General features: G+C 70.3%; 12 protein-coding genes and 1 pseudogene. 7 read left to right on the top strand and 6 right to left on the bottom strand.

Features of this window, described 5'->3' with window-relative positions; translation table 11 throughout:
• The first annotated feature begins 158 nt into the window (after positions 1-158).
• A complete protein-coding gene (locus ACFWX1_RS41055) occupies positions 159-1,292 on the top strand; it encodes a lycopene cyclase family protein (protein WP_378395292.1) in 1,134 nt (377 codons plus the stop codon).
• A 2-nt stretch (positions 1,293-1,294) separates the two neighbouring features.
• Here the strand turns inward: ACFWX1_RS41055 and ACFWX1_RS41050 are convergent, their stop codons facing one another.
• Entirely contained in the window at positions 1,295-1,927 is a 633-nt protein-coding gene (locus ACFWX1_RS41050) for an SRPBCC family protein (RefSeq protein ID WP_378395290.1), read from the bottom strand.
• Positions 1,928-2,126: 199 nt separating this feature from the next.
• On the opposite strand from ACFWX1_RS41050, the gene ACFWX1_RS41045 reads away from it, so the two are divergent.
• Complete coding sequence (locus ACFWX1_RS41045; RefSeq protein ID WP_378395288.1) at positions 2,127-3,806, top strand: GGDEF domain-containing protein; 1,680 nt, start codon at positions 2,127-2,129, stop codon at positions 3,804-3,806.
• On the opposite strand, the gene ACFWX1_RS41040 is transcribed toward ACFWX1_RS41045, so the two are convergent.
• Both ACFWX1_RS41040 and ACFWX1_RS41035 read right to left on the bottom strand, forming a co-directional pair.
• The gene (locus ACFWX1_RS41040; protein ID WP_378395287.1) at positions 3,790-4,443 is read right to left on the bottom strand and encodes a response regulator; all 654 of its coding nucleotides are present in this window, start codon (positions 4,441-4,443) and stop codon (positions 3,790-3,792) included. The two genes, ACFWX1_RS41045 and ACFWX1_RS41040, sit on opposite strands and share 17 nt — an antisense overlap.
• Entirely contained in the window at positions 4,440-5,663 is a 1,224-nt protein-coding gene (locus ACFWX1_RS41035) for a sensor histidine kinase (protein ID WP_378395286.1), read from the bottom strand. Before ACFWX1_RS41035 ends, ACFWX1_RS41040 begins: the two co-directional genes overlap by 4 nt.
• Positions 5,664-5,989: 326 nt before the next feature.
• Here ACFWX1_RS41035 and ACFWX1_RS41030 point away from each other — a divergent pair, with 326 nt between their 5' ends.
• The 3 genes from ACFWX1_RS41030 to ACFWX1_RS41020 all read left to right on the top strand — a co-directional run bounded on the left by ACFWX1_RS41030 (position 5,990) and on the right by ACFWX1_RS41020 (position 9,032).
• Entirely contained in the window at positions 5,990-6,850 is an 861-nt protein-coding gene (locus tag ACFWX1_RS41030; RefSeq protein WP_378395285.1) for a fumarylacetoacetate hydrolase family protein, read from the top strand.
• The gene (locus ACFWX1_RS41025) at positions 6,847-7,983 is read left to right on the top strand and encodes an FAD-dependent monooxygenase (RefSeq protein WP_378395283.1); all 1,137 of its coding nucleotides are present in this window, start codon (positions 6,847-6,849) and stop codon (positions 7,981-7,983) included. The genes ACFWX1_RS41030 and ACFWX1_RS41025 overlap by 4 nt, the downstream gene beginning before the upstream one ends.
• A 74-nt stretch (positions 7,984-8,057) precedes the next feature.
• The gene (locus ACFWX1_RS41020) at positions 8,058-9,032 is read left to right on the top strand and encodes a VOC family protein (protein WP_378395282.1); all 975 of its coding nucleotides are present in this window, start codon (positions 8,058-8,060) and stop codon (positions 9,030-9,032) included.
• Between the two features lie 158 nt (positions 9,033-9,190).
• Here ACFWX1_RS41020 and ACFWX1_RS41015 read toward each other — a convergent pair whose 3' ends face one another.
• From ACFWX1_RS41015 to ACFWX1_RS41005, 3 genes and pseudogenes are all read right to left on the bottom strand, one after another.
• Positions 9,191-9,961 (bottom strand): AraC family transcriptional regulator, encoded by a 771-nt coding sequence (locus tag ACFWX1_RS41015; protein ID WP_378395294.1) that lies wholly within the window; start codon positions 9,959-9,961, stop codon positions 9,191-9,193.
• A gap of 23 nt (positions 9,962-9,984) precedes the next feature.
• On the bottom strand, positions 9,985-10,206 hold the full coding sequence (locus ACFWX1_RS41010; protein ID WP_378395295.1) for a hypothetical protein: 222 nt from the start codon (positions 10,204-10,206) through the stop codon (positions 9,985-9,987).
• A 124-nt stretch (positions 10,207-10,330) separates the two neighbouring features.
• A pseudogene (locus tag ACFWX1_RS41005) lies at positions 10,331-10,591 on the bottom strand (nuclear transport factor 2 family protein); the annotation flags it as partial.
• Positions 10,592-10,675: 84 nt separating this feature from the next.
• On the opposite strand from ACFWX1_RS41005, the gene ACFWX1_RS41000 reads away from it, so the two are divergent.
• Both ACFWX1_RS41000 and ACFWX1_RS40995 read left to right on the top strand, forming a co-directional pair.
• Positions 10,676-11,440: an AraC family transcriptional regulator gene (locus ACFWX1_RS41000; RefSeq protein ID WP_378395281.1), complete on the top strand. Its 765-nt coding sequence runs from the start codon at positions 10,676-10,678 to the stop codon at positions 11,438-11,440.
• 175 nt (positions 11,441-11,615) lie between these two features.
• Positions 11,616-13,583 carry an ABC1 kinase family protein gene (locus ACFWX1_RS40995; protein WP_378395280.1) on the top strand — a complete coding sequence of 656 codons (1,968 nt, stop codon included), beginning with the start codon at positions 11,616-11,618 and terminating at the stop codon, positions 13,581-13,583.
• Positions 13,584-13,662: the final 79 nt, after the last annotated feature.

Below are 13,662 nucleotides of genomic sequence, written 5' to 3'. Positions count from 1 at the left end.
AGCCGCGACGGGCTCCCGCCGCGGGCGCGGGGGGGGGGGGGGGGGGGGCGGGCCTGTCGGACCGGGCGAGAGCCCGCACCCCCCCCCCCCCCCCCCCCCCCCCCTTCAGCTCATCCCGTGCGAGGAAAGTCCCCTTCGGCATCTGGGAGGATCGGGGCGTGGTGGACGTGCTGATCGCGGGGGCCGGTCCGGCGGGCTGGGCGCTGGGCGCGGCCTGCGTCCGGCGGGGACTGCGCACGGCGCTCGCCGCCCCGGACCCGTTCCGCCGCTGGCCCGCGACGTACGGGCTGTGGGCCGACGAAGCCCCGGAGTTCCCGGAATCCGCCGTCGCGTCCGCGCCTCGCACCGTCCTCGCCTCGGGCACCCGGGAGCACCGGCTCAAACGCCGCTATCTCGTGGTGGACAACGACGGTCTCGCCGAGACGCTGACCGTCCCGGGGATCGAAGTGATCACCGGGACCGTCGCCGCCGCCGAGCACGACCGGCACGGCAGCACCGTCCGGTTCACCGACGGCCTCGAACGCCGCGCGGGCGTGGTCGTCGACGCCTCCGGGGCACGTCGCGTGCTCACCGGTGGCCAGCCTGCCGGTGTCCACACGGAACAGACGGCCTACGGCCTCGTGGTCCCCGCCGACACGGCGCGACGGCTGGTGCCGGGCGACACCGCGGTGTTCATGGACTGGCGCGGGAACCTCGGCGCCGACCCGACGTTCCTCTACGCCCTCCCGCTCGGCGACGGCACCGTGCTGCTGGAGGAGACGTCGCTGGCTCGCCGTCCAGGACTGGGGATCGACGTCCTCGCCGCCCGCCTGCGTGCTCGCCTCGCGCGGGCCGGTGTCCCGGCCGAGGGCCGCGAGGAACGCGTCCGCATCGTCCTGGACCTGCCGCTTCCCCGGCCTCGGCGGGTGATCCCGTTCGGGGTCGCGGCCGGGTTCGTCCATCCCGCCACCGGGTACAGCGTCGCCACCACGCTTCGGCTGGCCCCGAAACTCGCCGCGACGCTCGCGGAAACGCTCCCCCGCGGCCCGCTCGCGGCGAGCACTGGCGCGCACGCGGACCTGTGGCCGCCCGCGGCGCTGGCCGTGCACCGCCTCCGCAGGCACGCCCTCCACGCGTTGTGTGGCCTCGCCCCGGCCCAAATCCCGGAGTTCTTCGACCTTTTCTTCGCGCTGCCCGTCGAAGCTCAGCGTGCTTTCACTTCAGGGCGCGAGGACCTTGCGGGCACGTCGGCCGCGATGCTGCGGATTTTCCGTGCCGCGCCCTGGCGCCTCAAACGTCACCTGATCGGCTGACCTCAGGCCTCCGGCGCCCCGGTGTAGAACGCGAACGTGGCGTCCGCCCGTTTGCGCGCGAGTGCCTTGTCCTCGCCCGAAGCGACGTCGGCCTCGTACCACTGTTCGCTGCTCTGCGCGACGAAATCCTTGCCCTCGTCCGAGGTCTGCCACGCCATCGACTCCTCCGGGTCGATGGCGGCACCGCTGGTCAGGTGCAGGGTGAGCCCCATGATCATCATGTCCCAGCCGACGCCGGTCGCAGCCGGGCCGTACTTCTCCCAGTGCTCGCTGACCGGGGCGATGTGATCCAGCTGGAACAGGGTTCCCTCGGGCGTCGAGCTCAGCTTCAGCTCGATCCAGCTGACCGCGCCGGCGAACTCCCAGGTGGCCGCGAACCCCTTCGGCGGATCGCAGCGCTCGATCGTGCCACCCGCGTTGCCCTCCAGCTGATAGGTCCCGCCGGGGCGCAGTTCGCCGGTGATCGGCAGGAACCAGCGCGGGATGCGCTCGGCGTTGGTGCAGGCGTCCCAGACGTCGTCGAGTTCGGCCGCGTACGTGCGGGCGATCGTCACGACCCTGGCCTCGCCCGCCTCCAGCGTGCGAGCGCCGACCGCGCGCCGGACGGAACTGATTTGCTGACTGACGTCGATCACCGAAAATCCTCCTCATGCCGTGAGCTGCGAAAACTACACTAAAGGCTCTGCTTATATAAGTCAAACGTTAGGATCGCTTACCGTGGCGTAACTCTTGCCGTCAAGGCGTTACTCCGATGTAGGGAACCCGGGTTCCCAGGCGATGAACATCAGTCGACATCCGTTTCGTTTCGGCCGCGGACACGCCACGATCGGACCCGTGACGTCGCCCAGCGCGATCCGCTTCGCCTTCCAGCCGATGTACAGCCTGCACACCGGCGGCATCGTGGCGTTCGAAGCACTCGCCCGTCCTGGCAAGGGAACCGCCCAAGAGCTGCTCACCGAGGCCCGCCGCGAAGGCAGGCTCGCGGAGGTCGACCTCGCGCTCGCGGTCACCGCCGTCCGCCAGGAAGCCGAGCGCCCCACGCCGCTGCCGCTGCACCTCAACCTTTCCGCCCGCACGCTCGCGGCGGCGCCCGGTGCGTTCGACGAGCTCATCCACCAGCTCGGCCCCGCGGGCCGCCGCACCCGTGACGTCGTGCTCGAGATCGGGCCGCCGTTCTCCCAGCTGCCGGCCGACCGCGCGCTCGCCGGTATGCAAGCGTTGTCCGAGCTGGGTTTCCGGCTCGCGCTCGACGGGCTCGGCCGCGGCGACCTGCCACTCGCCCTGCTCGCGGCGAGCCCGATCGATCTGGTCAAGCTCGACCGCACGGTGCTGCGCGGGCTCCCGGACGACCCGGCCGCGGTCGCGGTCGTCGAGGCGCTGCTGCACTACACCTCACGCACCGGCATCCGGCTGGTCGCGACCGGGATCGAGACCGAGGCTCAGCTCGACGCCGCCCGCGCGCTCGGGGTGCGGATCGCGCAGGGGCATCTGCTCGCGCCGCCCACGCCCGCCCAGAGCCCCGGCCCGGCCGCCGCGATCCTGCCCGGTGACCGGGTGACGCCCGGCACGCCGCAGGCGCCGTGTGTCGGCGACTTCGTGCGCCCGGCGACGACGCTGCCGGAAACGGCGACGTGCGACGACGTCCGCGAGGTGCTCGCCGCCGCCGACGCGCCTTCCGGCGTCGTCGGGGTCGACGCGGACAACCGTCCACAGTGGTCGATCAACCGGACCCGGTTCCTGGTGGCCGTCACCGGGATGTACGGGCACGCGCTGCACGCCAAACGACCCGCGGCCCGGCTCGCCGACAACCCGCACATGATCCAGGCGGACGCGGGCGCGCTGGAGTTCCTCGAACTGGTCACCGACGCCGACTGGAGCCGCACCGGCGACGACGTCGTCGTGGTCGACGCCGCGGGCCGCTGCCTCGGCGTCGTGCTGGTGACCGAGGTCGTGCGCGGTGTCGCCGAGGTGAAGGTCGAGGAGGCCGCCGCGCTCAGCCCGCTCACCCGGCTGCCCGGCAGCGAGGTGGTGGCCCGCGACGTCGACCGCCGGATCGCCACCGGCGAGTCGTTCGTGGCGGCCTGGCTGGACATCGACTCGTTCAAGACGGTCAACGACACCGCGGGATTCGCCGCGGGCGACGACCTGATCCGCGCGCTCGGCGCGACGCTGACCGATCTCGAGTCGAGGCTGCCGCGGATGCGCGTGAGCCACGTCGGCGGCGACGACTTCCTGGTGGTGTGCGACGTCGACGAGATCGGCACCGTGGCGGCCGCGCTGCTCGACCGCCGCTGGTCCGCCGACGGGCTGCCGGTCACCGTCTCGCTCGCGACGCTGGTGTGCGCCACCGGGTCCATCGGGTCCTATCGGGACACTTCGCGGCTACTGGCCCCGTTGAAGAAGCAGGCCAAGGCCGTGCCGGGGTCGAGCTGGGTGCTGAGCAGGCCGGGCTCGGACCGCGTCGACGTGTTGCGCGGGATCGGCCGCGACGTCGCGGTCAGCCAGTCGGCGTGACGAACCCGGAGTCGTAGGCCCGGATCACCGCCTGCGTGCGGTCGCGCGCGCCGAGCTTCGCCAGGATGTTGCCGACGTGCGTCTTCACCGTCTGGACACCGAGGAACAGCTCGCCCGCTATCTCCACATTGGACAGCCCACCCGCCATCAGCCGCAGCACGTCCCGCTCGCGTTCGGTCAGCCCCGCCGCGGCGAGACCGTCACGGGCCGCGCCACGGGAATGCTCCGCGGCCAGCCGCCGGATCGCCGAGGGGAACAGCAGCGACTCCCCGGCCAGCACGGTCCGGATCGCCGCCACGATCTCCTCCGGCCGGGCCCGCTTGAGCAGGAAACCGCTCGCCCCGGCGAGCAGCGCGTCGTAGACGTAGTCGTCGTTCTCGAAGGTGGTCACCACGATAACCTTCGGCGGTTTATCCACAGTGGACAGCAGGTGCGTGGTGGCCCTGATCCCGTCCACCGCGGGCATCCGCACGTCCATCAGCACGACGTCCGGCGCCAGCCGGGAGACCAGGCCCGGCACCTCGGCGCCGTCGCCCGCTTCGCCGACGACCTCCAGATCCGGCTCGCTGTCGACGATGGCCCGCAGCCCGGCCCTGATCAGCTGCTCGTCGTCGACCAGCAGCACCCGCCCGTTCATCGCGCCCCCCATGGCACCCTCAGCACGACTTCCCATCGTCCCCTCACCGGCCCCGCGCTCAGCTCGCCGCCGAGCACCGCCGCCCGTTCCGTCATGCCTCGCAGGCCCCGTCCGCCCCCGGCGCGGCCGGACGGCGGTGCGGCGCCGAGCGGGTTCGACACCGTCGCGTCGAGGCACCCCGTCCCGATCCCGACCCGGACCGTCACCGGGACCTTACCGGCATGGCGCACCGCGTTGGTCAGGCATTCCTGAAGAATCCGGTACACCTCACGGGAGACCACCGGCGGCACGGCCGAGACGTCGCCATCGAGTCCGGCGTCGACCTCGGTGCCCGCGAGCCGGGTCGCCGACACCAGCGAGTCCAGGTCCGCCAGTCCCGGCTGGGGTGTCTTCCCCGCCGCTTCCTCGCGCAGGAGGCCGAGTACGTGGTCGAGGTCGTCGAGCGCGGTGCGGGCGGATTCCTCGATGGCGGCCAGCGCGCGTTCGGTGAAGCCGGGGTCGGTGTGCAGGGTGCGGCGGGCGGCGCCGGCCTGCACGGTGACCACCGACAGCGCGTGCCCCACCGAGTCGTGCAGTTCCCTGGCCAGGCGGTTGCGTTCGGCGAGCCGCTCGGCGCGCCGCTCCAGTTCGGCGATCCGGTCCGCGGCCGACAGCCCGAGCAGCCGGGCCGCGGCCTTCGTGAGGCCCGCCCCGATCGCCCACACCGCGTAGACCAGCGTCACCAGCGCGAGCACGCACAGCACCGGGACCCACGCCGAAGCCCAGCCCTTCGGCACGTCGGCGCCGCCCTCGGCCGCGGGCAGCCTGCCGGTGAAGGGGGCCGCGATCGTGAGTCCCACCAGCGTGGGAATCGCGAGGCTGGCGAAGCTCACGCCGAAGCCGGTGCACACGTGCAGCAGGAACATCCCGCTGAACCGCAGGCGGCCCGGCCAGTCGCGGGGCCGCGGCCGCGCCCCGGGCGCCGGATCGCCGAGCAGTTCGCGGACGGCGGTGACCTCCAGGACCCGCACCGCGGGCAGGAACGACGTCGCGACCATCACCGCGACGGTGATCGCCGACGCGATGACGAAGGCCGTGCCTTCCGAGGCGGTGAAGGGCATCACCGCGGGGATCGCCACCGCGGCGAAGAGGAGGTAGGGCACGCTGATGGCGCCGCCGAGGATCAGGTACACCCAGCGGCGGTAGGTCACCCCGCGGACCAGCGGGCGGAACACGCGCACCGGCCGATCTTCCCAGCCTCGCCGCGCCAGTGCCTCCCTCCCGCGCCGGAGGGGAGCCGGTACCCCCGGGTGAGTCCGTGACAGCACCACTCTCCGCCATCGAGCCGCAAGTGGCGCATCGCCCGGTCCGAGCGTTCCTCGACGCACCGCGATGTCCGAGATCGGTGAGTGCCTCCCGAGAAGTTCTGTAACCCAGGGTCCCGCTTGGCCGTTGCGGGGCATCTCGTGGCCGCCAGGCGCGCGCCCGCCACCTTAAAGTCAGGCGTACCCCCAGGTCAGTCTCCCGCTTCCGCTTTCACCTCACGTGCCCTGGAAAGGAACATGCGATGCGCTTGATGACTCTGTCGACCGAGTCGGGCCCGCGGGCCGCGGTTCAGCGCGGCAACGCCGCGCTGCTCATCCCCGCGATCAACGGTGACGCGCCGCCGGAGGACGTCGGCGCGCTGTTGCGGGCCGGCCCGGCCGGTCTGGAGGCCGCGCGGCGGGTACTGCGGGAGGGTGGCCGGGAGTTGCCGTTGCAGGAGAACGATCTCCTGCGACCGGTGCTGAACCCGGGCGCCACAGTCTGCGTCGGCCTCAACTATCGCACCCATATCGCGGAGATGGGTATCGATCTGCCCACTCATCCGGCGCTGTTCGACAAGCTGGCGCGGTCACTGGCCGACCCGTATGCCGATATCGTCCTGCCGGCGGCCTGCCGCAAGATCGACTACGAGGGCGAGCTCGGTGTGGTGATCGGAACGGCCGGCGCCGGCATCCCGGTCGAACGAGCCTGGGATCACGTGGCCGGACTCACGATCATCAACGACGTTTCGGTTCGCGATTTCCAGAATCGGACCACACAGTGGTTCGCGGGTAAGAACTTCCAGGCCTCGACACCATTCGGGCCGGCCCTGGTCACCGTCGACGAAATCGACGATGTGCCGGCGCTGGAACTTCGTGTCACAGTCAACGGCGAGGAGCGCCAGCGTGCCTTCCTCGCCGACCTCGTCTTCGATATTCCGAGCCTGATCGCCGATCTGTCCCGAATCGTGGATCTCGTGCCCGGGGATGTCATCGCTACCGGAACCCCCGGGGGTGTCGGGGCCGCGACCGGGACGTACCTCGAAGACGGGGACGTCGTCGAGGTGAGCATCGACAGTCTCGGATCGATTCGAAACACCTTCCGGGTGGAGCCGGTCGGATGAGCAGCGCGGTGGTCGGCCGCGTCCTCGTGGCCGGCGGCGGTCTCGCCGGCCTGGCGACAGCAATTGCCTTGGGCCGCAAAGGTATCGAAGTCCGCGTCGTCGAGCGGAATGCGGGATTTTCCTCCAACGGCAGCGGTATCACGTTGATGGGACCGGCCCTGCGCGTGCTCGGTGACCTCGGTCTGGTCGAAGCATGCCTCGACCGCGGCTACGGTGTCACCGAACTCGTCACCGCCACCGCGGCGGGGGAACTGCTGGAGACCGTCGACCTTCCCCGCCTGCTCGGTCCGAAGCTGCCGGCGATCGCGGGTTTGTATCGTCCCGAGCTGCTCAACGTACTGCTCGAGGCCGCACTGGCAACCGGGGCGAGCCTCAGCGTCGGCACGACCGTCACGGACTTCGAGCAGACCGGCACGGCGGTGGCGGTCGCCTTCAGCGACGGCACGACGGACCGCTATGACCTCGTCGTCGGCGCGGACGGGTGGCTCTCACCGACACGTGGCCGGCTGCTCGGTGCCGCGGCGCCGGCGCCGGTCTTCCTCGAACAGGCGGTCTGGCGCGCCGTTGTCCGGCGGCCCGGCGATTTCACGAGAAGCACTTTCCTGTACGGCACCCGTCGCAAGGCGGGCTTCATGCCGATCAGCGCCGACCGCATGTATGCCTATGTCGTCGAATCGGCAACGGAGCGATCGAAGCCCGCCGCGGACGCGGCCCCGGAAATGATGCGTGAAATGCTCGCGGATTTCAGTGCGTTACCAGCCGAAATCCGCGAGTCGATCACGGATCCGGCGCAGGTGGATGTCCGTCCGCTGCACAAACTGGTGGTGCCCTCGCCGTGGTCTCGCGGCCGCATCGTATTGATCGGCGACGCCGTTCACCTCCCTACACCGCAGCTCGGCATGGGGGGCGGCATGGCGATGGAGGACGGGTACGTCTTGGCCGATGTACTCACCAGCGAGAAAACCGTCGAGGCCGCGCTCTCGGCATTCACGCGGCGCCGCTTCGCTCGCTGTCGTGCCATCGTCGACAACTCCGTGCAGCTCTCGGAGTGGGAGAAGAACGCGGCCGAACACGGCCCGGAAGCGGCCCGTCTGATGAACGAAAGCCAGCAACTGATCGCCCAGCCCATCTGATCGTTAGTCGCCGCAAATGCTGCTCGCGACCGATCCTCGAAAATCAGCACTCCGCTTCGGAAAGGGTGAAATCCATGTCGATGCGCATGCTTTCGCAGCTCGCACACGTTGAATTGCTGACTCCCACACTCGAGCGATCCACGACTTTCTTCACCGACGTCCTCGGGCTCGAGGAGTCCGGGCGAACCGATCAATCGGTCTACCTTCGCTGCTGGGGTGAACGTTTCCACCACAGCGTCAAGCTCACACAAGGCCCCCGGACCGGTGTGGGTCACATCGGCTGGCGGTCGGACGGGCAGGACGGACTGGACGAAGCCGTCCGGCGGATCGAGGCTTCCGGTGTGACCGGAGAATGGCTCGACGACGAGACCGGCCACGGTCCGGCGTACCGGTTCCGTGCCCCGAGCGGGCAACTGCACGAGGTCTTCTGGGAAGTAGACCGCTGGGAAGCCCCCGCCGAACTCGCCTCGACATTTCCGTCCAGGCCGCAGAAACTCGGCACACGCGGCTGCGCGCTCCGTCAGATCGACCATATCTCGGTTCCGTCCGTCGCCGACCTGATGCCCACCACGGAGTGGTTCCGCGATACTCTCGGGTTCCGGTTCATGGAATACACCGTGCTCGACGAGGAGCCGTTCTTCACGATGCTCAGCACGAACGAGCGCGCCCACGATCTGGGGCTGATTCGCGACACGAGCGGCATCCCCGGACGGTTCCACCATGTGGCGTTCTGGGTGGACGAGCCGTCCGCCCTCTACCGGGCCTGCGACGCCTTGCTCGAAGCGGGTGCCACCCTCGAGTACGGCCCCGGGCGCCACGGAATGGGCGAGGAATCGTACTTCTACACGCGCGATCCCAGCGGACTGCGTATCGAGGTCATGTCCGGCGGCCGTCGCAACTACGAGCCGGACTGGGCACCGGTGAAGTGGACGCCCCCGGAAGGATCTCTGGATTTCTACCGCAACAGCACGCCGCCGGATTCCATCCTGGAGATCTTTCCGCCCGACCCGGACGCGGCCGGGTTCGCCACCAGCAACCCGTGGGAATAGGCGAGATCGTGAAACACCGGGTCACCGTAGGCCGGTGTGCCGCGCGCCCCGGACCGGCGGCATCGGGCACGGTCTCGCCGGACGCGTTCATGGTGCTCTTCGAGTTTCCGGACGCTCCGTGGAATGGATCACCGATCGGATGGCGATGATATCGGCGGTTACCGCTCGACGTCGGCCGCCGCGCCCGAATGGAGATAGGTCCCCGGCGTCTGGCCGGTCGACCGGCGGAACGCGGCGATGAACGCGCCGGGCTTGCGGTAGCCGACCGCGCGCGCGGTGGCAGCGACGGACCGCCCTTCGGCCAGCTGCTGGGCGGCGGCTCGCATGCGGACGTGCGTTCGCCACCGCGCGAACGTCAGGCCGGTTTCGCTGAGGAACAGCCGGGACACCGTGCGTACCCCAGCGTGGACCCGGTGCGCCCAGAAGGCCAGTTCGTGGGAGTCGCCCGGGTCGGCGATGATCTGCTCGGCGATCGTCCGTATCCGTGGATCCGTGGGCATGGAAACATCAATCGCGTTGATGGGCAACGGCTTCAGGAGGTCGAAGACCAGCGGTTCGGCGTGCCTGCGGCTGGGATCGTCCGGTTCGGCCGTGTACAGATGCACGATGAGCTCGCGCAGCAGGGGCGCTACCGAGAGACCCACGGGTTCGGTCCAGGAGACCGGACACAGTTCCGGCGCGAACAGGACGACACACAGTTCTCCCGCATGCAGGGCCTTCTCGGTGTGCTCGATTCCACGCGGAACCCAGAGGCCGTATCCGGGAGGCACGAGCCAATCGCGGGCGGGCGTGCTCATGATCACGGTCGCGGTGGCCGACCACAGCAGCATCGCTTCGTCGTGTGCATGCCAATCGAGGGTGCGGCGAGCCGCCGCCCCGTCCCGGTCGATCCTGAGTATCGGCGACCGAGCGCCTGCGCCAAACTCCATCGTGACCTCCTGATCGCGGACGATCATCGACGCGCATCGGTCCCGGCCAGCCAGGCGTTGCCCGCCTCGAGGATCGCGGCCTCCTGATCGCCGAAGCGGGTCGGGTAAGTACCGGTCACCGGGTGTCCCGCCGTTTCGAGCAGGTAGGCCAGCGCGGCGTACTCCCGAGGATGGCGAGCCGAGAGCGCCTGCGCGTCGATTTCCGGAGCACCCCCGACGCCGAACGGATAAGTGAATCCGCCCATGTCGTAGACGGAATCGCGATGCTCGATCCGCCACACACCGTCGCGGCGACTCACCCCGATCGAGGAACCGATTGTGCATGGTCGCACCGATTCCCACGCCGGTGAGCTCCGCGAGCAGGATCGCGTTGGTCTCCACGAATGCGCGATCGCCTGCGAAGCGAATGGCCGGGGCACCGATGAAATGCTTACTCCGCAGCGGCCCGTGCCCCATGCGGCGCGAGCCGTCGATGAAGTCGAGGGCAGGACCGGAGAACCACAGGATCCGCAGCGTGGCGTTCTCGTGAAACAGGCCGGCCAGTTCCTCCCACTGCTCCCTGTCCCGGTGGATCCAGCCGGTCATCAATTCGCTGATCGCCTGGCGGTCTTCGATTCCGTTCTCGCTCATCGCCCGGTCCTCCTGATTCGGTTTGCTCGTAGCTCCACTATTGCCCAGCACCACGGGCGACAACCACTGGTAAGATGACTTTCTATGCCAGAAACCCGCCAATTTCTGCCCGCGCCGGAGTCCGCCCGGCTCTGGCCACACGGCGAGCGTATGGCCACGCACCGGCACCCGCAGGGGCAGCTGATCTACCCATCGAGCGGGATCCTCTCGACGGTCACCGACAGCGGCGTCTGGCTCACCCCGGCCAACCGGATCAGCTGGACCCCGGCCGGTTTCGATCACGAACACCGCGCATACGGCACCACCGACGTCCGGACACTGCTGCTACCCCGCGACCTCTCAAGACTCCTACCGGACAGACCGACCGTGTTCGGCGCCTCCCCACTGCTGCGCGCAGCGGTACTGCGACTGACCGATCCCCCGGCACCGGCGCGGGACGCCGCGCTGCGACTGCGTCAGGTCATCGTCGACGCACTACTCGAAACACCCGAACAACCACTGCACCTGCCCAAACCCCGCGACAACCGGCTCCGCGCCGTCACCGACCTGCTCTACACCGACCCCGCCGACGGATCCTCGCTGACCGACCTGGGCCGGGCGGTCGGCGCCAGCGAACGGACCCTGAGCCGTCTGTTCCATACCGAACTCGACATGAGCTTCCACCAATGGCGCGCCCAACTACGCGTCCAGCACGCGCTCGTGCACCTGATGAACGGACACTCCGTCACTCAGACGGCGAACCTGTGCGGATGGGCCAACACCACCAGCTTCATCAACGCGTTCACAGCGGTCCTCGGCCAGACTCCCGGCCGCTACCAGGCGAGTCTCCCAGAGCGAACACCGGTGTGAATCCCGCCGATCGGTCAGGTGTCCGCCGTGCGCATCGAGGAAGTCGGCAGACTCCAGGGGCCGCTCCCTCGCGCGGGGGAAGACGATCCCGCGCGGGCGGGAAAGCGGGGACGCGCGAGCGTGATCTACTCGCTTCCGCACGGCCCGGTACCGGGGCCTCGTCGTTCGGGATCCGATGGAGAACTTGCTGCTGAGCCTGCTCAGTATTCCCCTGCTCGCCCTGGTGTTGTGGCCGCTCGTCGTCGCCTCGCGGCGGGTGCTCGGCGTGCGGATCGGGTTCGTGCGGGCGGTGTGCGGGGCCGCGTTCGGGTGGATGGTGGCCGCCGCCGTCGCCCGCGCGTTCTCCCCGTCGATGGCCGCCAGCCCGGCCGCCGCGGCCGGGCTGCTGATCCCGCTCGCGGGCTGTGCCTTCCTCGCCACGCTGGTGTTCCTGTTCGTCGCCGAGATGGCGCTGCCAGCCGGGTCCGGGCGCGGACTGTTCAGCCTCGTCCGCGCGGCCCGCACCAAGGTGTCGCGGGGACGCCGGTATTCGCAGATCACCCGGATCGCGATCAAGCACGGGCTGGGCCGCTACCTCGTCGGCCGCCGCGAGCCCGACGTGGCACCCGGCAGGCAGGCCGCGCTCGCCCGGTCGCTGCGGCGGGCACTCGAGGACGGCGGCGTCACGTTCGTCAAGCTCGGCCAGTTGCTCTCCACGCGGGCCGATCTGCTCCCGCCCGTCTTCGTCGAGGAGCTGGGCAAACTGCAGGACCAGGTCCGGCCCGCGCCCACCGAGGCCGTGCGCGAGGTGCTGCGCGCCGAACTCGGCGGCGAGCCCGAGGACGTCTTCGCCGAGTTCGATCCGGAGCCGCTGGCCGCCGCGTCGATCGCCCAGGTGTACCGGGCGAAACTGAAGAACGGCCAGGACGTCGTGGTCAAGGTGCAGCGGCCGGAAGTGCGGGCGCAGGCCGAACGCGACGTCGACATCGTCCGCCGGGTGGCGGTCGCGCTGGACGAACGGGCGGACTGGGCCCGCGCGCTGGGCGTCATCGACCTGGCCGACGGGTTCGCCGCGGCGCTGGCCGAGGAGCTGGACTTCCGCACCGAGGCCCGCAACATCGAGGCGGTGACCGCGCAGTCCGGAACGGACGTCGCGCTGCCGACCGTCCACAAAGCACTGTCCACGGAGCGCGTGCTGGTCATGCGCAGGCTGGTGGGCAAGCCGCTCGCCTCGGCCGGGGACACGATCCCCGCGCCGCAGCGCGTCGCGCTCGCCCGGTCGATGCTGCGCTGCCTGCTGGACCAGGTGATGGTCGGCGGCGTCTTCCACGCCGACCCGCACCCCGGCAACGTGCTGCTGCTGACCGACGGGAGGCTGGGCCTGCTCGACTTCGGCTCGGTCGGCAGACTGGACGCGGGACTGCGCGGCGGGCTGCAGAACCTGATCCTGGCCTTGGACCGCGGCGACCCCGCCGGGCTGCGCGACGGCCTGCTGGAGGTCGTCGACCGGCCGGAGGTGATCGACGAGCAACGGCTGGAACGCGCGCTCGGGGCGTTGGTGGCCAAGCACTTCGGGCCGGGCCGCACCGCCGACGTCGACCTGTTCACCGGTCTTTTCCGCGTCGTGGCGGACTTCCGGCTCAGCGTGCCGCCGCCGATCGCGGCGGTGTTCCGGGCGCTGGCCACCGTGGAGGGCACGCTCGCCGCGCTGGCGCCGGACTTCGACGTGGTCACCGAGGCGCGCTCGTTCGCCGCCGAGCAGATCGGTGCCGGGCTGCGCCCGGAAACGGTGCGCCGCACGGCCGTCAACGAGGTGATGGCCCTGCTCCCGGTGCTGCGCAGGCTGCCGCGCCGGGTGGACCGGATCGGCGCCGCGCTGGAGGAAGGCCGGCTGTCGGTCAACGTCCGGCTGTTCTCCGACAAACGCGACGAGGACGTCGTGACGGGCCTGGTGCACGAGGCGATGCTGGCGCTGCTCGGCGCGGCGACCGGGCTCATGGCGGTGCTGCTGCTGGCGAGTTCGGGCGGCCCGCGGCTCACGCCCGATCTCTCGCTGCACCACGTGTTCGGCTACAACCTGCTGGTGATCAGCGCGCTGGTGGGGCTCCGGCTGCTCTTCGTGGTGTTCCGCCGCACCGGGCAACGCACCCGCGAACGCCGCTGAGCACGGACGTTTCGCCGAAACGCCACGAACGGCCGGTGCGGTGGCCTATCGTGAGCCGGCCGCGGATCACCGGAAGCGG

Origin of the sequence: Amycolatopsis sp. NPDC059021 (genome assembly GCF_042739895.1) — a bacterium.
Classification (GTDB): Bacteria; Actinomycetota; Actinomycetes; order Mycobacteriales; family Pseudonocardiaceae; genus Amycolatopsis.
Note: the sequence above shows the minus strand (reverse complement) of the source record. Positions and strands in the feature narration are given on the sequence as shown.

What these genes read in the sequence shown, in the direction of transcription:
- ACFWX1_RS41040 (WP_378395287.1), bottom strand. Translation starts at nt 4,443, where the DNA reads ATGAACGGGCGGGTGCTGCTGGTCGACGACGAGCAGCTGATCAGGGCC.
- ACFWX1_RS41030 (WP_378395285.1), top strand. Translation starts at nt 5,990, where the DNA reads ATGCGCTTGATGACTCTGTCGACCGAGTCGGGCCCGCGGGCCGCGGTT.
- ACFWX1_RS41025 (WP_378395283.1), top strand. Translation starts at nt 6,847, where the DNA reads ATGAGCAGCGCGGTGGTCGGCCGCGTCCTCGTGGCCGGCGGCGGTCTC.
- ACFWX1_RS41020 (WP_378395282.1), top strand. Translation starts at nt 8,058, where the DNA reads ATGTCGATGCGCATGCTTTCGCAGCTCGCACACGTTGAATTGCTGACT.
- ACFWX1_RS41015 (WP_378395294.1), bottom strand. Translation starts at nt 9,961, where the DNA reads ATGGAGTTTGGCGCAGGCGCTCGGTCGCCGATACTCAGGATCGACCGG.
- ACFWX1_RS41010 (WP_378395295.1), bottom strand. Translation starts at nt 10,206, where the DNA reads ATGGGCGGATTCACTTATCCGTTCGGCGTCGGGGGTGCTCCGGAAATC.
- ACFWX1_RS41000 (WP_378395281.1), top strand. Translation starts at nt 10,676, where the DNA reads ATGCCAGAAACCCGCCAATTTCTGCCCGCGCCGGAGTCCGCCCGGCTC.
- ACFWX1_RS40995 (WP_378395280.1), top strand. Translation starts at nt 11,616, where the DNA reads ATGGAGAACTTGCTGCTGAGCCTGCTCAGTATTCCCCTGCTCGCCCTG.